The sequence below is a fragment of the Mesorhizobium sp. WSM1343 genome (assembly GCF_055901535.1).
The window spans coordinates 704,006-723,205 of the sequence record NZ_CM148370.1; the positions used below are offsets into that span (position 1 = coordinate 704,006).

Here is a 19,200-nt window from a genome sequence, read left to right on the forward strand (position 1 = left end):
CCGGTGCTCAGTCCTTGCCCGCCCGCTTGAAAATCCGCGCATAAAATTCGCCGACGATGCCGCGCCGGAAGATCAGCACGCACACCATGAAGATGAGGCCGGTGGCGATGGTCACCGGAAAGCCGGAAGTGGCAAGCGTGTTTTCCAGGCCGATGACAAGGCTGGCGCCGATGATCGGCCCGACCATGGTGCCGATGCCGCCGAGAAGCGTCATCAGGATCACCTCGCCCGACATCTGCCAGGTGACGTCGGTGAGCGTGGCGAACTGGAAAACGATCGCCTTGAGCGAGCCGGCCAGCCCGGCCAGGGCCGCCGACATGACGAAGGCGCCCAGCTTGTAGTTGGCGACGGAATAGCCCAGCGAAATGGCGCGGTTCTCGTTCTCGCGGATCGAGCGCAGGATCATGCCGAACGGCGAGTTGACGATGCGCCAGATGGCGAAGACGCCGATCAGGAACACCGCCAGCACGAAGTAATACATGTTCAGCGAGACGTTCAGGTCGAGGACGCCAAGCAGCATGCCGCGCGGCACGCCCTGAATGCCGTCCTCGCCTTGCGTGAAGGGCGACTGCACGCAGAAGAAGAAGAACATCTGCGACAGCGCCAGCGTGATCATGGCGAAATAGATGCCTTGCCGGCGAATGGCGAAAAAGCCCATGACAAGGCCGAGCAAGGCCGCACCCGCCATGCCGAGCAGAATGCCGGCTTCCGGCGGCCAGCCCCAGACCTTGACGGCATGCGCGGTGAAGTAGGCGGCGCCGCCGAAGAAGGTGGCGTGGCCGAACGATAAGAGCCCGGTATAGCCGAGCAGAAGATTGAACGCGCAGGCAAACAGCGCGAAACACAGCATCTTCATCAGGAAGATCGGATAGATCAGGAAAGGCGCTACCAGCAGCGCCAGGATGCCGAGCCCGACCAGCATCCATTCAAGCCGTGCCGAGGTTTTGGCCGATGCCTCGCGAAGCGTCAGTTCGGTCATGTCAGATGTCCCTTCCGACATGTCAAGCGTCCCTTCCGAACAGGCCAGCCGGCCGGACCAGAAGCACGATGGCCATGATGACGAAGACCACGAGATTGGAGGCCTCGGGGTAGAAGACCTTGGTCAGGCCCTCGGCGAGGCCAAGCATGTAGCCGGTGACGATCGCACCGAGGATCGATCCCATGCCACCGACCACCACCACCGCGAAGACGACGATGATGAGGTCCGATCCCATAAGCGGGCTCACCTGGTAGATCGGTGCTGCCAGAATGCCGGCAAGCCCGGCCAGCGCGGAGCCAAGGCCGTAGGTGAGGGTCAGCAGCAACGGCACGTTGACGCCGAAAGCCTGGACGAGACGGGGATTCTCGGTTGCCGCGCGCAGATAGGATCCAAGCCTGGTCTTCTCGATCAGCGCCCAGGTGCCGAAGCAGACGATCAGCGAGGCGACCACGACCCAGCCGCGATAGTTGGGCAGGAACATGAAGCCGAGATTGGTGCCGCCGGCAAGCAGCGGCGGCACGGCATAGGGGTTTCCCGAGACGCCGTAATAATAGCGGAAGATGCCTTCGAGCACGAGCGCGAGGCCGAAGGTGAAGAGCAGCCCGTAGAGCGGATCGAGATCGTACAGCCTCGACAGCGCCAGGCGCTCGACCACGACGCCGAAGACGCCAACGATCAGCGGCACAAGGATCAAAGCGGGCCAATAGCCGATGCCGAGATGGGTGAGAAGCAGGTAGCCAACGAAGGCGCCGAACATATACTGGGCGCCATGGGCGAAATTGATGACGCGCAGCAAGCCGAATATGACAGCCAGGCCCAGGCTCAGCATGGCGTAGAACGAGCCGTTGATCAGGCCGACCAGCAGCTGGCCGAGAAAGGCCTGAACCGGGATTCCGAAGATCATCGTCATGGCGCCATCATACACCCAGGACTTCGTGGAGCTGCGCCATGCGGTCCGGCAGTTCGCCGACCGGAAAACCCGCCACCACCTTGCCGTGCTCCATCAGGTAGAAACGGTCGGCGACGCGACTGGCGAAGCGGAAGTTCTGCTCGACCAGCAGGATCGTCATGCCGCGCTTTTTCAACGTCGCCAGCAACGCGCCGATGCGCTGCACGATGACGGGAGCGAGCCCCTCCGTCGGCTCGTCGAGAAGCAGCATCTTCACGCCGGTTCGCAGCATGCGCGCGATCGCCAGCATCTGCTGTTCGCCGCCCGACAGCCTGGTGCCGGGACTGTTGCGCCGCTCCTTCAGATTGGGGAACAGATCGAATATCTCCTCGACGCTCATGCCGCCCTGCGCGACGACCGGCGGCAGAACCAGATTCTCGTCCACGGTCAGCGTTGCGAAGATGCCGCGCTCCTCCGGCACGAAGCCGATGCCTTGATGGGCGGTGCGGTGCAGCGGCAGCCGCATCAGGTCCTTGCCGTCGAAGGCGATCCGGCCGGTCCGCTTGCGGATCAACCCCATGATGGCGCGCAGCGTCGTCGTCTTGCCGACGCCGTTGCGGCCGAGCAGCGTGACCGTCTCGCCGGCAAACACTTCCAGATCGACACCGTGCAGCGCATGGCCCTCGCCATACCAGGCGTTGAGGCCGGTGACGGCAAGCAGAGGTGCGGCACTAGTCATCGGCGGTGCCCATATAGGCGATCTTGACGCGCTCGTCGCGGCTAACGGTGGCGTAGTCGCCAGCGGCCAGCACCTCGCCGCGCTGCATGACCGTTATCCAGTCGCAAAGGTCGGCCACCACGGTCAGATTGTGCTCGACCATCAGCACGGCGCGATCCCTGGCAACCGAACGGATGAGGCTGGAAACCGTGGCCACGTCCTCGTGCCCCATGCCGGCCATCGGCTCGTCCAGCAGCAGCACTTTCGGATCGAGCGCGAGCGTCGTGGCGATCTCCAGCACGCGTTTCCTGCCATAGGAAAGATCGCCGGCGAGCCTGTTCCTGGCGTCGTCGAGACCAACCGAGCGCAGCAATTCCTCGGCGCGCGGGGTCAGCCGGTCGAGCGCCGCGAGCGAGCGCCAGAATTGAACGGCAAGACCACCCGGCCGCTGCAGCGCGACGCGGACATTGTCGAGCACGCTGAGGTGCGGAAAAATCGCCGATATCTGGAACGAGCGCACCAGCCCCATCCGCGCAACCCTGGCCGGCGAGGTGCGGGTGATGTCGTGGCCAAGCAGCTCGATCCTGCCGCTGGTCGGCGCCAGGAACTTGGTGAGCAGGTTGAAGACGGTCGTCTTGCCGGCGCCGTTGGGTCCGATCAGGGCATGGATGTTGCCATGGCGGACATCGAGATCGACGTTTTTGACGGCGATGAAGCCGGCAAAGTCGCGTCGCAACCCGCGGGCGGAAAGCACAACCCGCGGCTCGTTCGCGTCCAGGTCAGTCGGCGCCATCGGCCGCGCCGATCACTGGCCGGCCGTCGGACAGCCGCTTTCCTTCTCGCTGAGGAAGGCCTCGTTGCCTGGAATGGTGGCGAGATATTTGTAGTAGTCCCAATCCTTGGTGCTCTCGGCTGGCGACTTGACCTGGTAGAGGTACATGTCGTGGACCATGTTGCCGTCCGCCTGCACCTTGCCGTTGGTTATCACCGCGTCGTCCACAGGCATCGAATGCAGCTGCTTGGCGACGGCTTCGGTCTCGTCCGTGCCGGCCTTGTCGATCGCCTTCAAATACTGCGTCACCGCCGAATAGGTCGCGGCCTGGATCATGTTCGGCATGCGGTTGGTGCGCTTGAAGAAGCGCTGCCCGAATTCGCGGCTCTTGTCGTCGCGATCCCAGTAATAGCCTTCGGTCAACACGACGCCCTGCGCCGCCTGAAGGCCAAGCCCATGCACCTCGGCCAGCGTGAACAGGAGTGCGGCAAGACGCTGGCCGCCCTGCACGATGCCGAATTCGGCCGCCTGCTTGATGGAGTTGGAGGTATCGAGGCCGGCATTGGCCAGGCCGATGACCTTGGCGCCCGACGATTGCGCCTGCAGCAGGAAGGACGAATAATCGGTCGATCCCAGGGGATAACGCACCTCGCCCAGCACCTTACCGCCATGGCTTTCGACGAACTTGGTGGTCTGATCCTTCAGCGAATAGCCGAATGCATAGTCGACGGTGACGAAGAACCAGCTGTCGCCGCCCTGCTGCACGAGAGAGCCGCCGGTACCCACCGCCTGCGAGTGAGTGTCATAGGCCCAGTGGAAGCCGTAGGGCGAGCACTGTTTGCCGGTCAACTCCGTGGTCGCCGCGCCGGTGACGATGTCGATCTTCTTCTTTTCCTTGGAAATCCCCTGGACGGCGAGCGCTACCGAAGAGGTCGTCAGTTCCATGATGGCATCGACTTGCTCGGTGTCGTACCACTGCCGGGCGATGTTGGAGGCGATATCCGGCTTGTTCTGGTGGTCGGCGCTGATGATTTCTATCGGCGCTCCCTGCACCTTGCCGCCGAAATCCTCAACGGCCATCTTGGCCGCCTCGACCGACCACTTGCCGCCGAAGTCGGCGTAGACGCCCGACTGGTCGTTGAGGATGCCGATCTTGACCTTGCCGTCGGAAATTTCGGCGGCCGAAGCGGGGATCGCGGATGCGGCGAGAAGTGCCGCGGAAACGAAAAGGCTTACCTTCATGGTTGACTTCCTCCCATAGCGATGAATCCGACCGACCCTCCTACGATCGATCATCGCAATGGTATTGAACATGAGGAAGATAGGGACAGAGGGCAAGAGGCCGTTAGGGATTTAGTGTTCGAAGCGATACGGTTTGGCGGCGCAACGCGAGCCTTGGGCGAGAGATAGAGACACAAACATGTGAACCGCCCGGCGGCAGTGCCGGCTCAGCCCTCGGCGGCGACGAGGTGGCCGTTGCCGACATCCCTCAGCGCCAGTTTCAGCGGCGCCTCGCCGATCCTGCGGGTGGCGCTCGGGATTTCCTGGTCGAGGCGCGCGAAGCGGCTTCTGCGCTGCGCGGGATCGGGCACGGGCACGGCTTCGATCAGGCGCCTGGTGTAGGGATGGCGCGGGTTGGAAAAGACCTGGTCGCGGGTGCCCATCTCGACGATCTGGCCGAGATACATGACGGCGACGCGGTCGGAGATGTTCTCGACCACCGCCATGTCATGCGAGATGAAGAGATAGGCGACGCCGAATTCGCGCTGCAACTCCTTCAACAGATCGAGCACGCGCGCCTGCACCGAGACGTCGAGCGCCGAGACGCTTTCGTCGGCGATGATCAGCTTCGGCCGCAGTGCAAGCGCGCGGGCAATGCAGACGCGCTGGCGCTGGCCGCCGGAGAATTCATGCGGATAGAGTTCCACCTGGTCGGCCGACAGGCCGACGCGCTCGAACAGCGCTGCGACACGCTCGCTGCGCTCTTCCTTCGAGGCGATACCGTGGATCAGCAGCGGCTCGGCGACGAGGTCGCCGACACGCATGCGTGGGTCCAACGAGGCATAGGGGTCCTGGAAAATCATCTGCACGTCGCGGCGCACCGCCTTGCGCTCGTCGCGGCCGAGGCCGGACAGATTGCGGCCGCCAATGGCGATGTCGCCGCTGTAGGGCACCAGTCCGGCCAGCGCCTTGGCGGTGGTCGACTTGCCACAACCGGATTCGCCGACCAGCGCCAGCGTCTCGTTGGGCGCGATCGAGAAGCTGACGCCTTCGACGGCGTGGACGCGACGAGTGACCCGGCCGAAGAAGCCGCCATGCAGGTCGAAACGGACATGCAGGTCCTTGACGTCAGCGACATTGGCCGGCGTTGCCGTCTCGGCACTCCTGGATTCCTGGCGACCGATACCGCTGCCGATGCGCGGCACGGCGGCCAGCAGCTCGCGCGTGTAGCCGGCTTGCGGCCTGGCGAAAATGTCAGCGGTTTTTCCCTCTTCGACCATGCGGCCATGCCGCATGATGATGACGCGGTCGGCCATTTCGGCGACGACGCCCATGTCATGAGTGATGAGGATGACGCTGGTGCCATGCTGGCGCTGCAGATCGCGCAAAAGTTCCAGCACCTCGCCTTGCACGGTGACGTCGAGCGCCGTCGTCGGCTCGTCGGCGATCAGCACGTCCGGCTCGAGCGCCAGCGCCATGGCGATCATCACCCGCTGGCGCATGCCGCCGGACAGTTCGTGCGGAAACTGCTTTAGCCGGCTTTCGGCTTCCGAAATGCGCACCGCCTTCAGCGCCTCGATGGCACGCTGGCGAGCCTCGCTCTGCGACAGGGAGGTATGCGCCTCGATGGATTCGGTGAGCTGCCGGCCGATCGACAGCACCGGGTTGAGTGAGGTCATCGGCTCCTGGAAGATCATGGCGATGCGGTTGCCGCGAATGCGCCGCATCCGGCGCTCGTCCAGAATCGTCAGATCTGTATCGCCGAGATGGACCTTGCCGGATGAAGTCCTGGCGGCAGGCTGCGGCAGAAGCTGCATGATGGCCAGAGCGGTCATCGACTTGCCGGAGCCGGATTCACCGGCAATGCACAGCGTCTCGCCACGAGACAACGTCAGCGACAGGTCGGAGACGACCTCGCGCTCGCCCTCCTCGCCGCGCACGCTGACGGAGAGGTTGGCGATGTCGAGTATGGGTTCGCTGGCGGCGATCATTGCGCGCGTGACCCGGAGAGGGATTTACTCCGGCACACCCCCCTCCTCATTCAAACACGCAGCGCGGAAAGTAGAACGACACCACCCAGTTCGGCATGTCGACGATCTCGCTGATGCGGAGATCGCCGCAGACCGAGGCCAGCATATAGGCCTCGACTGGGTCGATGTGATAACGACCGGCGAGCAGGTCGACCATCTGCGCAACCGCTTCCCTGGCGCCGGTCATCAGGTCCGGACCGATGCCGGTCGTCACCTGATAGCCCTTGGCGTCGAGATGGCGCGTCACCGGGCCTGGCGTGGTGAAGCGCGGCGTCTTCAGCCTGGCATCCTTGACCAGGTCGAGCTTGAGCACGACGTCCATCGGGCTTTCGATCGCCGTGCCGCAGACCTCGCCGTCACCTTGCGCGGCATGGGTGTCGCCAACCGAAAACAGCGCGCCCGCCACTTCCACCGGCAGATAGAGCGTGGTGCCGGCGGCGAGATCGCGGATGTCGAGATTGCCGCCGACGCGCCTTGGCGGCACCACCGAGTGGTGGCCCTTTTCCGCCAGCGCGTTGCCTATGGTGCCGGCGAAGGGTTTCAACGGCACACGCGCATTCTTGCCGAACAGCGCCGGCTCGAGCGAGGCAGCGTCGTATTTCCAGATGTTCAGCGCCGGCTCCTTGAAGTCGTCGGCGAGCAGCCCAAAGCCCGGAATGTTGGCCGTCCAGCCGAAGCCGGACGGCTTGAACATCTCGATCGTCACCTTCAGCGCGTCACCCGGCTCGGCGCCCTCGACGAAGATCGGCCCGGTCACCGGATTGACGGTGGCGAAGTCGAGCTTGGCGACGTCGGCGACCGTGCTGCCGGCCTGCAACTGGCCGCCGGAGGAATCGAGGCACTGGAACTCGATCGTCGAGCCGGGCGCCACCCGCTCGGCCGGGGCAAACGAATTGTCCCAGCCGAAATGATGTTGGCGCCCGTGGATGGTGTAGTCGCAGTTATTGCACATCTTTTACGTACACATTGTCGTAGTTGATCGGGATATGAACCGGGTCGACATAGAGGTTGTCGGCGCCGCCCATGCGCGCCGATTTCATGGTGAAGCGCTGCTCGTTGAAGACCGGCGCCCAGGGCGCGTCTTCCATCACCTTGTCGTAGATGGCGCTCCACATCTTGTCGCGTTCGCCTGATTTAGCCGGGTCGACCACCGAGTCGGCCTCGGCCGCCTTGGCGTCGAGATCCTTGTTGCAATACCACGACCAGTTCCAGCCGCCCGGCACCGCACCGGCGCAGCCGAGGATCGGGCCGTAGAAGTTCGACGGATCCGGGAAGTCGGCGATCCAGGCCATGCCGCCGGACCAGATCATCGGTGCGCCGGCCTTGTCGCCGCCGGCGGCAATCACGTTTGCCTGCGCCAGCGACTGGATGCTGGCCTTGATGCCGATCGCCGCCAGATCCTGCTGGATCGCCTGGGCGATGCGCGGGTTGGGATCGGTGTTCATGGCAAACAGCTGTGTCTCGAAGCCGTCGGGGTGGCCAGCCTCTGCGAGCAGCGCCTTGGCCTTGGCGACGTCATAGGGATAGCCCTTGTATTCCTTGTCGTAGCCCGGCATCGACGGCGGCAGCGGCTGGTTGGCCGGCACGGCGCGGCCGTTGATGATCTGGATGACGCGCGCCTTGTTGATCGCCATGTTGACCGCCTGGCGCACCTTAACATTGTCGAACGGCGCCATGGTGGTGTTCATGGTGACATAGCCGGTGTGCAGCTGGCCGCCTTCGACGACGCGTGCCTTCTGCTCGGGATCGGCCATCACCTCCTGGAATTTTGCTGGCGGAATGCCGTCGCCGGGGACGTCGATCTCGCCCTTCTGCAGGCGCAGCAGCGCCACGATCGGCTCCTGGCCGATCTCGAAGGTGATCTTGTCCAGATGCGGCAGGCCCTTGTGCCAGTAGTCCGCATTGCGCTCGAAGACGATGCGCTGGCCGAGCGTCCACTCGGCGAGCTTGAAGGCACCGGTGCCGACCGGATGCTTGCCGAAATCGGCGCCGTATTTCTCGACCTCTTCCTTCGGCACGACATGGGCGAAGTTGATGGCCATCACATGCAGGAAGGTGGCGTCGGGGCGGGTCAATTCGAACTTGATCGTGTAAGGGTCGACGACGGTGACGCCGGAGAGGCTCTCGGCCTTGCCGGCGGCGACATCGTCATAGCCCTTGATCGAGCCGAAGAAGCCGGCGCCGGGGCTCTGCGTCTTCGGATTGGTGACGCGGTCGAGCGAATATTTCACGTCGTCGGCCGTCATCTCGCGGCCATTGTGGAATTTCACGCCATGGCGCAGCTTGAAGGTGAAGGTCTTGCCGTCGGGCGAAATCTCGTAGCTTTCGGCGAGGTCGGGTTTCAAATTGGTGGTGCCCGGCTCGTAGTCCATCAACCCGTCGAACAGACTCTTGATCATCGACCAGTTCTGCCAGTCATAGCCGATCGCCGGATCGAGCGTGGCGACGTCGTCCTTGTAGGTGATGGTGATGGCGCCGCCCTGCTTGGCGTTCGGATCGACGGCGTCCTCGGCGCGAACGCTCGTCATGCCGAGCATCAGAGCCAGCGCCGATGCCGCTACCGTGGATGCGAGAAACCTTTTCATTTTTATGTTCCCTTTCTCTGTCTGGTTTTCATTTCATCTGAGCTTGATGCGGGGGTCGATGAAGGGCGCGATGATGTCGGCCAGCAGATTGCCCAGCACGATGGCGAAGGCCGACACCAGCGTCACACCCATGATGATCGGGATGTCGACGCGCTGGATGGCCTGCCAGGCGAGCTGGCCGATGCCGGGCCAGCCGAATACGCTTTCGACGACGACGATGCCGCCCATGAAGATGCCTATGTCGATGCCGATCATGGCGATCACCGGCAGGATGGCGTTGGGCAGCGCATGGCGGAACAGGATAGCTCGCCGCGCCAGGCCTTTGGCGCGGGCGGTGCGCACGTAATCCTGGCGCAGCACGTCGATCATCGACGAGCGCATCATGCGCGCGTACCAGCCGGCGCCGAGGATTCCCATGGTCAGTGACGGCAGCACCAGATGACGCCAGGTGCCGTAGCCGCCGATCGGGAACCAGCTGAGCCGCACGGCAAAGACGTAGAGCAGCAGCAGACCGACGACGAATTGCGGTGCCGAGACGCCGACGAAGGAGGCGACCATCAGCGTCTGGTCAGTGGCGGTGCCGCGCTTGACGGCGGCGATCAGGCCCATGCTCAGGCCGAGCAACAGCTCGCACAGGATGGCGCCGACCATCAGCAACAGGCTGGCCGGCAGCCGCGAGACGATCAGCTCGGTGACTTCGGAGCGCTGGATGTAGGAGCGGCCTAAATCGCCGCTGACGAGCTTCGTGAGATAGCGCCAGTACTGGACGATGAAGGGCTGGTCGAGGCCGAGCTGCTGGCGGATGTTCTCGACCGTCTGCGGCGTGGCGCTGCGGCCGGCGATCTGGCGCACCGGATCGGCCGGCAGGAGATAGAGCAGCGCGAAGGTGATCAGCGAGACGCCGAGCAGGATCAGCAGCGACTGGATGAGGCGGCGGCCGAGATAGGCGATCATGCCCGGCCCCTCTGCGTCGGATCGAGAATGTCGCGCAGCGCATCGCCGATCAGGTTGAAAGCCAGCGCCAGCGCCAGGATCGCGGCACCGGGGAAGAACACCAGCCAGGGTGCGGCCTGGAAATAGGTCTGGTTCTCGAAGATGATGTTGCCCCAGGACGCCGTGGGCGGCTGGACGCCGATGCCGAGGAAAGAGAGCGTCGCCTCGAGCAGCACGGTGGTCGAGATGCCGAGCGTGCCCCAGACGATGATGGTCGGTAAGAGATGCGGCAGGATGTGGCGAAACAGGATGCGCGGCGCGCTCGCGCCGATGGTGCGTTCGGCATCGATGAACTCACGCTCCGCCAGCGATGAGGTCTCGGTGTAGATGACGCGGGCGGTCTGCACCCAGTTGACCAAAGCGATGACCATGGCGACGATCCACAGGCTGGGCTCGAACACCGCGGCCAGGCAAATGGCGAGCAGCAGTGCCGGAAACGCCATCATCAAATCGGTGAAACGCATCAGCGCGCTGCCGATCCAGCCACGGAAATAGCCGGCGACAACACCGACCAGCGTGCCGATGAACAGCGCCACGCCATTGGCGACGATGCCGATGATCAGCGAGGTGCGGGCGCCGTAGAGGATGCGGGTCAGGAGGTCGCGGCCGAGCAAGTCGGTGCCCAGCCAGAATTTTGCATCCGGCGGCAAGGGCGAGCCCTCGATGGTCAGGCCGTCGAACATCTGCTCGTTGGGATCATAGCCAGTCAGCCATGGCGCCAGCACGGCGCCGGCAACGACGATGGCGACGATGACCAGCCCGAGCAGAGCCAGACGGCGCCTGACCAGCCGGCGCCAGACGCCGGCGCGCGGCTTGACCGGCATGCGCCCTGGCGCGGTGAGATCAGGCGCGATGGGACTGGTCATCGCCGCCTTCTTCCCCTGTTGCTTCTTCACTTGTCATGGCCACGATCCGCCGCGCGGCATCCTCGACGCTGATCTGCCAGCTCATCGCCAGCGAGCGCAGTTGCGCATAGGCGCGGCCGTCATCGCTGCCTTTCGCGAGTGCCGTCACCGCGCGCACGATGGTCTGGCGCTCGGCAACGCGCTGGCGAAGCGAGGCGATCTCGCTGGCCAGGTGTTTTCGCGCCTCGAAACTCTGGCGCGCGATCAGCAGCGCGCTGTAGACGCCGGCATTGCCGACCGGCTTCAGCAGCTGCGCATCGGCCTTATGCGACAGCGCCCATTCGATGCGGCCCGGCGCCTCGGAACCGATCAGCGCCACCAGCGGCATCGGTGCCTCGCCCGGCTTCCACGGAAACTGCTCGTCAAAGCCGAGATCGGCGTCGAAGAAGACGAAATCGGCGGCCAGCGCCTCGGGCGGCAGTTCCGGCCAGCAATCCAGCGTGATCAGCCCGATGGCCGACAATTGCCTGGTGATCGCCTGCACCGTCGGATGCGGGCGATGCAGGATAAACGCCCTGGCGCCGCCGAGATTGGGGATGCGTGGGGCTCTGGTCACGACACCACCCTCAGGCGCGGGCGGCCGAATGTTTTTGCCGGGTCGTAGCGCGACAGATACGGATCCGGCGCGACTTCGTCTTCGCGGCTGACGACCTCGAAGAAGCCGTCCGCGATGCGCCCGATGATCACCGGCAGTGTCGCGTGCTGCGAGTGGGCGTCGATGGCGATCGGACCGAGCCGGGTGGAGAAGCGGCGTTCGGCGAAGGCTTTGGAGAATTCCGCCGGACCGGCGTCGGGATTGCTGGAGAGCACGTCGGCCATCACCTGCACCGAGGCATAGGCGGAGGCCTCGAAGGATGAGGCAAAGGCAGCCGGGCGCGGCGCGAAATACGGCCCGACCGACAGATGTCCCTTGCCGGATTCACCGATCGCCGGCAGCTCACCTTCGGTCAGGTTGCAGGAGATGACGGGGCAAGTCCCGGGACTGAAGGCGGCATCCTCGTGACCCAGGTCGCGATAGGCCGCGAGGAAGGCGTAGGACGAGGTGCCGATCAAGTTGTTGAGGATGAAGTTCGGCCGCGTGGCGCGGATCTCCGCGATCAGCCGCGACACGTCGGTCTCGCCGATGCGCAGGTAGCGTTCGCCCAGCACCTTGCCGCCGGCATCCGCGATCAGGTCGCGCGCGACGCGATTCATCTCCCAGCCCCAGATGTAGTTCGAGCCGAGCAGGAAGCCGTTGGCGCCGAAACGCGGCACGACATGCGCCATCAGCGGCACCAGATGCTGGTTGGGGCAGGCGTGCATGTAGACGACATGCTCATTGGCTTCGAAGCCCTCATAGGGGCAGGCGTACCAGAGCATGCCGCCGGCTTTCTCCAAGACCGGAATGGTTTCCTTGCGGCTCCAGGAGGTGACGCAGCCGATGACATGGCGTGCGCTGCTGGTCTTGAAGATATCTTCGCAAAGCGTTGCGTAGCGGTCCGCATTGCTTTGCGGATCGCGCTCCACCGGCACCAGTTCGATGCCTGAGCTGCGATCGGCGTTGATGTCGGCTATGGCACGCATGGCGCCGATGCGGCACGCATCGGAGACGAGCTGATAGCTCCCCGAGCGGGAATACAGGATGCCGATCTCGATGCGCCGTTTCAAACAGGACCCCAGAAATGACAATGCCTCGCAGCCTGCGCCGGAAGGGCGAGGCATACGAGGCATTTTTGCCGCCCGGCAATCAGAGCCGGTATTTTGCGCTAGCGTATTCGGTCCGGCGGGTCAGTCAAGCCCTCAATGACATTTGCATGACCTGCCATCGCCGTTTCGCTGCCGCCGGCTATTTGGCCGCCGGCCTCTGGCCGAGTTGGCGGGCATAGGTCACACAGGCGTCCACCGTGCTGACACAAAGCGCGTCGCGCCTGTTCGGCAAATTGTTGTCGCCGGCATAGGCAACTTCGGCGACACGGCCATCGACCATGCGAATTTGCGTATCGCAATAGCCGCCGGGAGCGACATTGACGGAGCCGCCGACCGCCGGGATCGCGCCGACCGCCAACGTCGGAACCACAATGCTGAGATTGCCGCGCTGGACGATGCGCTTGTAGGTCCAGATCTGGCCCGATTGGCCGGCGTCGGCGGTGGCGGTCGGAAACCCGGCGCACATTCGAACATCGGCTTCGCTGAGGCCGACCATCTCCTTGCGGGCAGCCGCCGCCGTTGGATCAACCTTGGCGATACGCGACGTATCGTCGGGAACGACGCAGGAAGACTGGATGCCGACACAGAGAGCAGCGAGGCCAAGCTTTCGAATGCAGGAAAATATCATGCCGACTGTCAGATTTGCCCGATTGTCAGATTTTGCGTGGCGCCCGCCGCTCCTTTCTACCTAGGCAGACAGGCGAGCGGATCAACCCGTTCAGCTTCACGAAAAAGTGGCTGTGGCTGCATCATGGCCGGTCGGGAAGCCAACGCCCTGGCGGAAGCGGACTCGCGCCGGAACGGTGCGCCAAGGTCCGCATCCATGGTCACCCATCAATGACCCTGCAACTGTTTCCGCCGCCAGGACGCGGGCGCTTCGCCGACCCGCGCGCGAAAGAATCGTGAAAAATACGCCGGGTCGTCGAAGCCGATCTCGTAGGCGATGTCCTCGACCGTGCGTACGGTGAACAACAGCAGCCGCTTGGCCTCCAGCAGCCGTCGCTCACTGACGACGCGTTTGACGCCGCTGCCCAGCACCGCGCGGCTGGCCTTGTCGAGAAGATGCGACGTCGTGGCCAGCGCCTCGACGTAGCGATCAACAGGCCAGTTGTCGCGGAAATGCGCATCGGCGAGCCGGCGCAGCCCCAACGCCAGTGAGGCATCAGAAGACGCCGTGGCATCCTTTGTCTCGGGACTGAGGCGCGCGATGTGGGAGAGCGCGACGGCGATCAGCGCCTGCAGGACCCTGTCATTGCCGGCTTGCGCCTCGGCGTATTCGGCGGCGATCATCTCCAGCACCGCCGCCAATCTGGCCCACGCTGCGTGCTGCGGCATGCCGTCGGCAAAGACCGGCCGGTCCAGCGGCAGCAGGCTGTGAGCCGCGATGGCCGCAAGCGCGCCGTCGGCGACCGAGACGACGATGGCGTCGGTGCCGGGGCCGATCGAGAAGCCGTGCACGATAGTGCTCGGCACGAAACTCACGGCAGGCGCCGAAAAGTCCCAGGATCGGTCTTCGATGCGGTAGGTACCGGAGCCGCTGGTCCAGAAGGTGATCTGACCCATCTGCGGGTGCTTGTGCGCGGCGACCTCACCAAGATGGATATTGCCGCGCGCAAGCACCGTCTCGACATGCAGAAAACCGACATCGAGCGGCCGCACCGGCTCGCCATAGACGAAGAAGTCGGGGATGGATCTCTGGCTCATGACGCCGGAAAAAGTCCAATCGGTTTTGCCGTTCCGTCCATAACCGATCGATGCCCAGGGCGCTAGGGTTACGGCTTAAGAGGAGGACCATCATGCGATCAGAAGACTTCCGCACTGATAAGGCACGCCCGTTCACCGGGGCCGAGTATCTGGAGAGCCTGCGCGATGGCCGCGAGGTCTATATCAACGGCGAACGCATTGCCGACGTCACCACGCATCCGGCGATGCGCAATTCGGCGCGGTCGCTGGCGCGCCTCTACGACGCCCTGCATGATCCAAGGCGGCGGGACGCGCTGACGTCACCAACCGACACCGGCTCGGGCGGCTACACCCACAAATATTTCCGCGTTGCCAAGTCTTCCGCCGAGCTTGTTGCCCAGCAGGCGGCGATCGCGAAGTGGTCGCGCATGTCCTATGGCTGGATGGGCCGCACGCCCGACTACAAGGCGGCGCTGATGAACACGCTCGGCGCCAATGCCGACTGGTACGGGCCGTTCAAGGACAATGCCCTGTCCTGGCACAAACGCGCGCAGGAAGCCGCGTTGTTCATGAACCACGCCATCGTCAACCCGCCGATCGACCGCCACAAGCCGGCTGAACAGGTGAAGGATGTCTTCGTCCACATCACCAGGGAGACGGATGCCGGCATCTACGTGTCCGGCGCCAAGGTGGTGGCGACGTCCTCGGCGCTGACGCACTACAATTTCCTGGCGCAAGGGTCGGCGACGGTGACCGAGGATCCGTCACTGTCGGTGATGTTCATCGTGCCGATGAATGCGCCGGGGATAAAGATGTTCTGCCGCGTCTCCTACGAGCAGACGGCCAATACGATGGCGGCACCCTTCGATTATCCGCTGTCGTCGCGCTTCGACGAGAACGACGCGATCCTGGTGCTCGACAATGTCTTCATCCCCTGGGAGGACGTGCTGGTGCTGCGCGATGCGCAAAAAATCCTGTCCTTCCATCCGGCCTCCGGCTTCATGCACGGCTACTGCTTCCAGGGCTGCACGCGCTTCGCCGTCAAGCTCGACTTCCTCGCCGGCCTGCTGGCCAAGGCGCTGCGCGCCACCGGCGGCGATGCTTTCCGCGGCAACCAGGCGGCACTGGGCGAGGTCATTGCGCTCAGGCACATGTTCTGGAGCTTTTCCAACGCCATGGCCTACAACCCGATCCCGTGGGCGAATGGCGCGGTGCTGCCCAATCTGGAAGCCGCGCTTGCCTACCGCACCTTCATGTCGGAAGCCTATCCGCGCGTCATCGACACCGTGCGCCGGGTGATCGCCTCGGGGCTGATCTACCTGCCGTCGTCGGTGCGCGACTTCAACAACCCCGAGATCGACAAATATCTGGCGCAATATGTGCGCGGCTCCAACGATATGGGCCACATCGAACGCATCAAGATCATGAAGCTGTTGTGGGATGCGACCGGCACCGAGTTCGGCGGCCGCCACGCGCTCTATGAGCTCAACTATGCCGGTGCGCCGGAAGAGGTACGGCTGCAGGTGCTGAAAGGCGCCGAGCGCGGCGGGCGGCTGAAGGCGATGGAAGAGCTGGTCGACACCTGCATGGCCGATTATGACGAGAATGGCTGGACCGGCGATACCTGGTTCAATCCGCTTGTCTCAACGGCCGAGTGAAATCACATGGCCACGCAGATTTCGAAAGCCGATTTCCGCGACGCCATGGCGAGGGTCTGCGCGCCGGTCAACATCGTCACCACAGACGGGCCGGCAGGACGCGGCGGCTTCACCGCCACCGCCATGTGCAGCGTCTCGGACGAGCCGCCGACGCTGCTCGTGTGCATGAACGGGCGCTCGACCCAGGCCGCCATGTTCCTGTCCAACCGGCGCTTCTGCGTCAACGTGCTGACGCATGACCACATGCATCTGGCGGGAAAGTTCGCCGGCGCGACCAGGGACATGGAGGCGCGCTACGCCTCGGCGCGCTGGCAGACGCTGACCTCCGGCACGCCGGCGCTGTCGGATGCGATCGTCAACTTCGATTGCGAGATCGAGACCGTGCATGTCGTCGGCACGCACAATGTCATGATCGGCCGCGTCATCGATGTCCGGCACGGCAGCGGCGGCTCGGCCCTGCTCTATGTCGACCGGAATTATACGCAGCCGACACGGTTGGGCAGCTTTGGCGGGTGAGCCTGGACGAAACGGCCAGGACCGACCGCTCAGCTCTCGCCGTCGATCAAGCTCTCCAAGAGATCGAGGAGCTGCTCCAGCTTCTCATGCCCAAAACGCTGTTCGATGTCGTCATAGATGACGCGACGCTCGGGCGACAGGGCGTCGATCAGGGCGGAGCCGGCAGGCGCAATGGTCAGCACGACGCGGCGGCCGTCGCCTTCGGCCTTGTTGCGGGTGATGAATTTGCGTCCCTCGAGGGCCTTGATGATGCGCGTCAGGCTGGGCGGCAAAACCGAGGCGCGATCGGCAAGTTCCGTCGCCTCGACCGGGCCGGCTTCGCTGAGCACACGCAGCACGCGCCATTGCTGTTCGGTCACGTCATGCGCCGCAAGCATCGGCCGAAACCGCGCCATCACCGCTTCGCGGGCATGAAGCAGCGCCATCGGCAGGGAACGACGGGTATTTTCAGGCAGCAAAAAAGAGCCTCCCACGCTTGCGATCGAAACAGGCCTTCCTTCGGCCGAATCCGCCAGCCGGGGCCCGTTCCTGCCATCCCGTATCGTTGCGCCAAGGCCGATGCAAGACTTGACTTCGCGGATGCCGCATGTAATTAACGCGTTAACTACAACAAAGCAATAACCCAGGGAAACGAAGCGCCGTGCCTCACTTCTCCATCGAGTATTCGGCCAATCTCGATGCCAAGGTCGATATGGACGAATTGTGCGCGCTGGTGTTGCGCACAGTGCTGGACACCGGGCTGTTCGAGACCGGCGCCGTGCGGGTGCGGGCCTTTCGCGCCGAGGCCTACGCGATGGCCGACAGCCTGCCGGAAAACGCTTTTCTCGACATGTCGTTTCGCATCGGCACCGGCCGCAGCCCGGACGAGAAGAAGCGGACCGGCGAGGCTGTCTTCGCGGCGGTGAGCGAATACCTTGCCACCCTGTTCGAGACCCCGCATTTCGCCCTGTCGCTCGAAATCCGGGAAATCGACCCGGTGCTCAGCTGGAAGAAAAACGCAATCCACCCGCGGCTGCGCGGCAAGTGACGGAACCCGACATGTCCGACCTGCAAGGCAATCTCAAAAAGGCCGAGGCCTATCTGGCCCGCTTCAAGCGCGATGGCGTTTTGAACCAGATCGGCGGCGAGGCGGTGCCGGCCCTCGATGGCGCGACGTTCGAAACGCTGTCGCCGGTCGATCTCAAGCCGCTGGCAAGCGTCGCGCGCGGCGGGGCCGCCGACATCGACCGCGCCGCCAAGGCGGCGAAGGCGGCGTTCCCAGCCTGGGCGGCCATGCCTGGCGAGGCACGCAAGAAGCTGCTGCACAAAATCGCCGACGCAATCGAAGCGCGCGCCGAGGAGATCGCTTTTGTCGAATGCATGGATACCGGCCAGGCGCTGAAGTTCATGGCCAAGGCAGCGCTGCGCGGTGCCGAGAATTTCCGTTTCTTCGCCGACCGCGCGCCCGAAGCGCGCGACGGCGAGACACTGCGTACGACAGGCCAGGTCAATATGACGACGCGGGTGCCGATCGGCCCGGTCGGCATCATCACGCCGTGGAACACACCGTTCATGCTGTCGACGTGGAAGATTGCGCCAGCGCTGGCGGCCGGCTGCACCGTGGTTCATAAGCCGGCTGAATTCTCGCCGCTGACCGCCCGCCTGCTGGTCGAGATCGCCGAGGAGGCCGGCCTGCCGAAAGGCGTATGGAACCTGGTCAACGGCCTTGGTGAAGACGCCGGCAAGGCGCTGACCGAGCATCCCGACATCAAGGCGATCGGTTTTGTCGGCGAAAGCCGCACCGGTTCGATGATCATGAAGCAAGGCGCCGGCACGCTGAAGCGCGTGCATTTCGAGCTTGGCGGCAAGAACCCGGTGATCGTCTTTGCCGACGCCGATCTCGAGCGCGCCGCCGACGCCGCCGTGTTCATGATCTATTCGCTGAATGGCGAGCGCTGCACCTCGTCGTCGCGCCTGCTGGTCGAAGCCTCGATCTATGGAAGCTTCACCGCCAAAGTCGCGGAGAGGGCGAAGCGCATCGTCGTCGGCCACCCGCTCGATCCGAAAACGGTGGTCGGGCCGCTGATTCATCCGGTGCATGAAAAGAAGGTGCTGTCCTATATCGACATCGGCAGGTCGGAGGGGGCGACGCTGGCCGTCGGCGGCGGCAAGGTCGAAGGGCCGGGAGGCGGCTGTTATGTCGGCCCGACCCTGTTCACCAACGTGACCAACGGCATGCGCATCGCGCAGGAGGAGATTTTCGGGCCGGTGCTGAGCGCCATTGCGTTCAACGACGAGACGGAAGCGCTGGCGCTGGCCAACGACACGCAATACGGCCTGACCGGCTATCTCTGGACCTCTGACGTCATCCGCGCCTTCCGTTTCACCGATGCGCTGGAGGCCGGCATGATCTGGGTTAACTCCGAGAACGTGCGGCATTTGCCGACCCCCTTCGGCGGCGTCAAGAATTCCGGCATCGGCCGCGACGGCGGCGACCATTCCTTCGACTTCTACATGGAGACGAAGAACGTCGCCTTCGCGACGACGGCGCACGCGATCCAGAAACTCGGCGGCTGACCGGAGGAA

The 19,200-nt window shown here is 64.1% G+C and carries 19 protein-coding genes; 4 read left to right on the forward strand and 15 right to left on the reverse strand.

What is annotated here, in order from left to right; translation table 11 throughout:
- Positions 1-7: 7 nt before the first annotated feature.
- The 14 genes from AC0NIL_RS03345 to AC0NIL_RS03410 all read right to left on the reverse strand — a co-directional run bounded on the left by AC0NIL_RS03345 (position 8) and on the right by AC0NIL_RS03410 (position 14,482).
- Entirely contained in the window at positions 8-979 is a 972-nt protein-coding gene (locus AC0NIL_RS03345) for a branched-chain amino acid ABC transporter permease (protein ID WP_024502115.1), read from the reverse strand.
- 22 nt (positions 980-1,001) lie between these two features.
- Complete coding sequence (locus AC0NIL_RS03350) at positions 1,002-1,889, reverse strand: branched-chain amino acid ABC transporter permease (RefSeq protein ID WP_024502116.1); 888 nt, start codon at positions 1,887-1,889, stop codon at positions 1,002-1,004.
- A gap of 7 nt (positions 1,890-1,896) precedes the next feature.
- Positions 1,897-2,607, reverse strand: a complete 711-nt coding sequence (locus AC0NIL_RS03355; RefSeq protein WP_013528528.1) for an ABC transporter ATP-binding protein — start codon at positions 2,605-2,607, stop codon at positions 1,897-1,899.
- A complete protein-coding gene (locus AC0NIL_RS03360; RefSeq protein WP_013528529.1) occupies positions 2,600-3,379 on the reverse strand; it encodes an ABC transporter ATP-binding protein in 780 nt (259 codons plus the stop codon). Before AC0NIL_RS03360 ends, AC0NIL_RS03355 begins: the two co-directional genes overlap by 8 nt.
- A 12-nt stretch (positions 3,380-3,391) precedes the next feature.
- The gene (locus AC0NIL_RS03365; protein ID WP_013528530.1) at positions 3,392-4,600 is read right to left on the reverse strand and encodes an ABC transporter substrate-binding protein; all 1,209 of its coding nucleotides are present in this window, start codon (positions 4,598-4,600) and stop codon (positions 3,392-3,394) included.
- Between the two features lie 206 nt (positions 4,601-4,806).
- Positions 4,807-6,570 (reverse strand): ABC transporter ATP-binding protein, encoded by a 1,764-nt coding sequence (locus AC0NIL_RS03370; protein ID WP_275953301.1) that lies wholly within the window; start codon positions 6,568-6,570, stop codon positions 4,807-4,809.
- 46 nt (positions 6,571-6,616) lie between these two features.
- Complete coding sequence (locus AC0NIL_RS03375; RefSeq protein ID WP_473572826.1) at positions 6,617-7,561, reverse strand: acetamidase/formamidase family protein; 945 nt, start codon at positions 7,559-7,561, stop codon at positions 6,617-6,619.
- Positions 7,551-9,194: an ABC transporter substrate-binding protein gene (locus AC0NIL_RS03380; RefSeq protein ID WP_063170924.1), complete on the reverse strand. Its 1,644-nt coding sequence runs from the start codon at positions 9,192-9,194 to the stop codon at positions 7,551-7,553. The genes AC0NIL_RS03375 and AC0NIL_RS03380 overlap by 11 nt, the downstream gene beginning before the upstream one ends.
- 33 nt (positions 9,195-9,227) lie before the next feature.
- Entirely contained in the window at positions 9,228-10,148 is a 921-nt protein-coding gene (locus tag AC0NIL_RS03385; protein ID WP_063170923.1) for an ABC transporter permease, read from the reverse strand.
- A complete protein-coding gene (locus tag AC0NIL_RS03390) occupies positions 10,145-11,011 on the reverse strand; it encodes an ABC transporter permease (protein ID WP_128278528.1) in 867 nt (288 codons plus the stop codon). The genes AC0NIL_RS03385 and AC0NIL_RS03390 overlap by 4 nt, the downstream gene beginning before the upstream one ends.
- Positions 11,012-11,030: 19 nt before the next feature.
- A complete protein-coding gene (locus AC0NIL_RS03395) occupies positions 11,031-11,648 on the reverse strand; it encodes an ANTAR domain-containing response regulator (protein WP_024502123.1) in 618 nt (205 codons plus the stop codon).
- Positions 11,645-12,739 carry a transporter substrate-binding protein gene (locus AC0NIL_RS03400; protein WP_013528537.1) on the reverse strand — a complete coding sequence of 365 codons (1,095 nt, stop codon included), beginning with the start codon at positions 12,737-12,739 and terminating at the stop codon, positions 11,645-11,647. Before AC0NIL_RS03400 ends, AC0NIL_RS03395 begins: the two co-directional genes overlap by 4 nt.
- A 178-nt stretch (positions 12,740-12,917) precedes the next feature.
- Positions 12,918-13,406 (reverse strand): hypothetical protein, encoded by a 489-nt coding sequence (locus tag AC0NIL_RS03405; RefSeq protein ID WP_275953302.1) that lies wholly within the window; start codon positions 13,404-13,406, stop codon positions 12,918-12,920.
- 206 nt (positions 13,407-13,612) lie between these two features.
- Complete coding sequence (locus tag AC0NIL_RS03410; protein WP_473572827.1) at positions 13,613-14,482, reverse strand: helix-turn-helix domain-containing protein; 870 nt, start codon at positions 14,480-14,482, stop codon at positions 13,613-13,615.
- Between the two features lie 92 nt (positions 14,483-14,574).
- Between AC0NIL_RS03410 and AC0NIL_RS03415 the strand changes: the two genes are divergently transcribed.
- Positions 14,575-16,119 carry a 4-hydroxyphenylacetate 3-hydroxylase N-terminal domain-containing protein gene (locus AC0NIL_RS03415; RefSeq protein WP_275953304.1) on the forward strand — a complete coding sequence of 515 codons (1,545 nt, stop codon included), beginning with the start codon at positions 14,575-14,577 and terminating at the stop codon, positions 16,117-16,119.
- A 6-nt stretch (positions 16,120-16,125) separates the two neighbouring features.
- A complete protein-coding gene (locus AC0NIL_RS03420) occupies positions 16,126-16,635 on the forward strand; it encodes a flavin reductase (protein ID WP_013528541.1) in 510 nt (169 codons plus the stop codon).
- Between the two features lie 29 nt (positions 16,636-16,664).
- Here AC0NIL_RS03420 and hpaR read toward each other — a convergent pair whose 3' ends face one another.
- A complete protein-coding gene (hpaR, locus tag AC0NIL_RS03425; protein WP_224620863.1) occupies positions 16,665-17,060 on the reverse strand; it encodes a homoprotocatechuate degradation operon regulator HpaR in 396 nt (131 codons plus the stop codon).
- 215 nt (positions 17,061-17,275) lie between these two features.
- Between hpaR and AC0NIL_RS03430 the strand changes: the two genes are divergently transcribed.
- Together AC0NIL_RS03430 and hpaE are read left to right on the forward strand one after the other, a co-directional pair.
- Positions 17,276-17,662, forward strand: coding sequence for a 5-carboxymethyl-2-hydroxymuconate Delta-isomerase (locus tag AC0NIL_RS03430; protein ID WP_013528543.1), 387 nt, complete (start codon positions 17,276-17,278; stop codon positions 17,660-17,662).
- 11 nt (positions 17,663-17,673) lie between these two features.
- On the forward strand, positions 17,674-19,191 hold the full coding sequence (hpaE, locus tag AC0NIL_RS03435; RefSeq protein ID WP_275953305.1) for a 5-carboxymethyl-2-hydroxymuconate semialdehyde dehydrogenase: 1,518 nt from the start codon (positions 17,674-17,676) through the stop codon (positions 19,189-19,191).
- Positions 19,192-19,200: the final 9 nt, after the last annotated feature.

Excerpts from the sequence above, each read along its gene's own strand:
- AC0NIL_RS03345 (WP_024502115.1), bottom strand. The coding sequence starts at position 979 with ATGACCGAACTGACGCTTCGCGAGGCATCGGCCAAAACCTCGGCACGG.
- AC0NIL_RS03350 (WP_024502116.1), bottom strand. The coding sequence starts at position 1,889 with ATGACGATGATCTTCGGAATCCCGGTTCAGGCCTTTCTCGGCCAGCTG.
- AC0NIL_RS03355 (WP_013528528.1), bottom strand. The coding sequence starts at position 2,607 with ATGACTAGTGCCGCACCTCTGCTTGCCGTCACCGGCCTCAACGCCTGG.
- AC0NIL_RS03360 (WP_013528529.1), bottom strand. The coding sequence starts at position 3,379 with ATGGCGCCGACTGACCTGGACGCGAACGAGCCGCGGGTTGTGCTTTCC.
- AC0NIL_RS03365 (WP_013528530.1), bottom strand. The coding sequence starts at position 4,600 with ATGAAGGTAAGCCTTTTCGTTTCCGCGGCACTTCTCGCCGCATCCGCG.
- AC0NIL_RS03370 (WP_275953301.1), bottom strand. The coding sequence starts at position 6,570 with ATGATCGCCGCCAGCGAACCCATACTCGACATCGCCAACCTCTCCGTC.
- AC0NIL_RS03375 (WP_473572826.1), bottom strand. The coding sequence starts at position 7,561 with ATGTGCAATAACTGCGACTACACCATCCACGGGCGCCAACATCATTTC.
- AC0NIL_RS03380 (WP_063170924.1), bottom strand. The coding sequence starts at position 9,194 with ATGAAAAGGTTTCTCGCATCCACGGTAGCGGCATCGGCGCTGGCTCTG.
- AC0NIL_RS03385 (WP_063170923.1), bottom strand. The coding sequence starts at position 10,148 with ATGATCGCCTATCTCGGCCGCCGCCTCATCCAGTCGCTGCTGATCCTG.
- AC0NIL_RS03390 (WP_128278528.1), bottom strand. The coding sequence starts at position 11,011 with ATGCCGGTCAAGCCGCGCGCCGGCGTCTGGCGCCGGCTGGTCAGGCGC.
- AC0NIL_RS03405 (WP_275953302.1), bottom strand. The coding sequence starts at position 13,406 with ATGATATTTTCCTGCATTCGAAAGCTTGGCCTCGCTGCTCTCTGTGTC.
- AC0NIL_RS03410 (WP_473572827.1), bottom strand. The coding sequence starts at position 14,482 with ATGAGCCAGAGATCCATCCCCGACTTCTTCGTCTATGGCGAGCCGGTG.
- AC0NIL_RS03415 (WP_275953304.1), top strand. The coding sequence starts at position 14,575 with ATGCGATCAGAAGACTTCCGCACTGATAAGGCACGCCCGTTCACCGGG.
- AC0NIL_RS03420 (WP_013528541.1), top strand. The coding sequence starts at position 16,126 with ATGGCCACGCAGATTTCGAAAGCCGATTTCCGCGACGCCATGGCGAGG.
- hpaR (WP_224620863.1), bottom strand. The coding sequence starts at position 17,060 with ATGGCGCTGCTTCATGCCCGCGAAGCGGTGATGGCGCGGTTTCGGCCG.
- hpaE (WP_275953305.1), top strand. The coding sequence starts at position 17,674 with ATGTCCGACCTGCAAGGCAATCTCAAAAAGGCCGAGGCCTATCTGGCC.